This window comes from Achromobacter sp. GbtcB20 (assembly GCF_019091095.1).
Taxonomy (GTDB): Bacteria; Pseudomonadota; Gammaproteobacteria; order Burkholderiales; family Burkholderiaceae_B; genus Achromobacter; species Achromobacter mucicolens.
Genome location: NZ_JAGXJZ010000075.1, coordinates 1 through 891, shown reverse-complemented (window position 1 = coordinate 891; position 891 = coordinate 1). Strand labels below are relative to the sequence as shown.

1 protein-coding gene and 1 pseudogene are annotated in these 891 nt (G+C 62.1%); one reads left to right on the top strand and one right to left on the bottom strand.

The features are described 5' to 3' along the window. A pseudogene (locus KVT32_RS27820) lies at positions 1-315 on the bottom strand (terminase); the annotation flags it as partial. 141 nt (positions 316-456) lie between these two features. Between KVT32_RS27820 and KVT32_RS27815 the strand changes: the two are divergent. Further along, a partial coding sequence (locus KVT32_RS27815) for a GPO family capsid scaffolding protein (RefSeq protein WP_217619164.1) occupies positions 457-891 on the top strand: 435 nt, incomplete at its 3' end.

Sequence of the window (891 nt, the reverse complement as noted above, 5' to 3'; positions counted from 1 at the left end):
GGTTGATTCCCGCACACCATCGTCGTCCTTGCGCACGCGGGCGGTTTTCTCCCACTGCCGGCCAAGCAGGTCTATTTCCTTGAAGTCGCGGCCATCCTTTTCGGTTTTAGCAATGAGGGTGCAAAGGCGTGCTACCAGCGCCGATTCGACACGCTCGACGGGCGAGGCTGCGTCCCACGCATCGCGCGTCTTCCAGCTGTGCAATGTCGTGCGCTTCTCTCCAAGGTGGCGCGCGATGGACGAAATGCGCCAGCCCTGCCAATACAGGTCACGGGCAACGCGGCGTGGGTCGATATGGTCGGTCAATTGCAACATGCCGCCATCCTGCCCGGGATCTCCGCGCGCGCGTGAGGACGAGTCTTCTAGAAGGCGCTTCTACAGGCTCAACGCGTTGAGCTGCGCGTCCCTCGGGGCCAGTATGGCAACACCCGAACACCACCCACCGAGCACACCCACATGGATAAAAACCGCTGGTTTACCGTGGCCACCGAAGGCCAGACCACCGATGGCCGCAACATCCTTCGCACCTGGCTGGAACAAATCGCCGAGACCTACAACCGCGAAACCTACGGCGCCCGCATTTGGATGGAGCATATTCGCGGCTTGGTCCCTGAAAGTCCGTTCAAGGCATATGGCGACGTGCTGGCGGTCCGCACTCAAGAAAACAGCGCCGGCAAGCTGGAACTGCAAGCGCAGCTCGATCCCACGCCCGAGCTGGTGGCCATGACCAAGGGCCGCCAAAAAATCTACACGTCCATCGAGCTGCAGGAAGATTTCGCGGGGACGGGCAAGTGCGGCCTAATCGGCCTGGGCGTCACCGACAGCCCGGCAAGCCTTGGCACGAGCATTTTGGAATTCGCGGCCAAGAACCCCGCCGCCAACCCGCTCGCC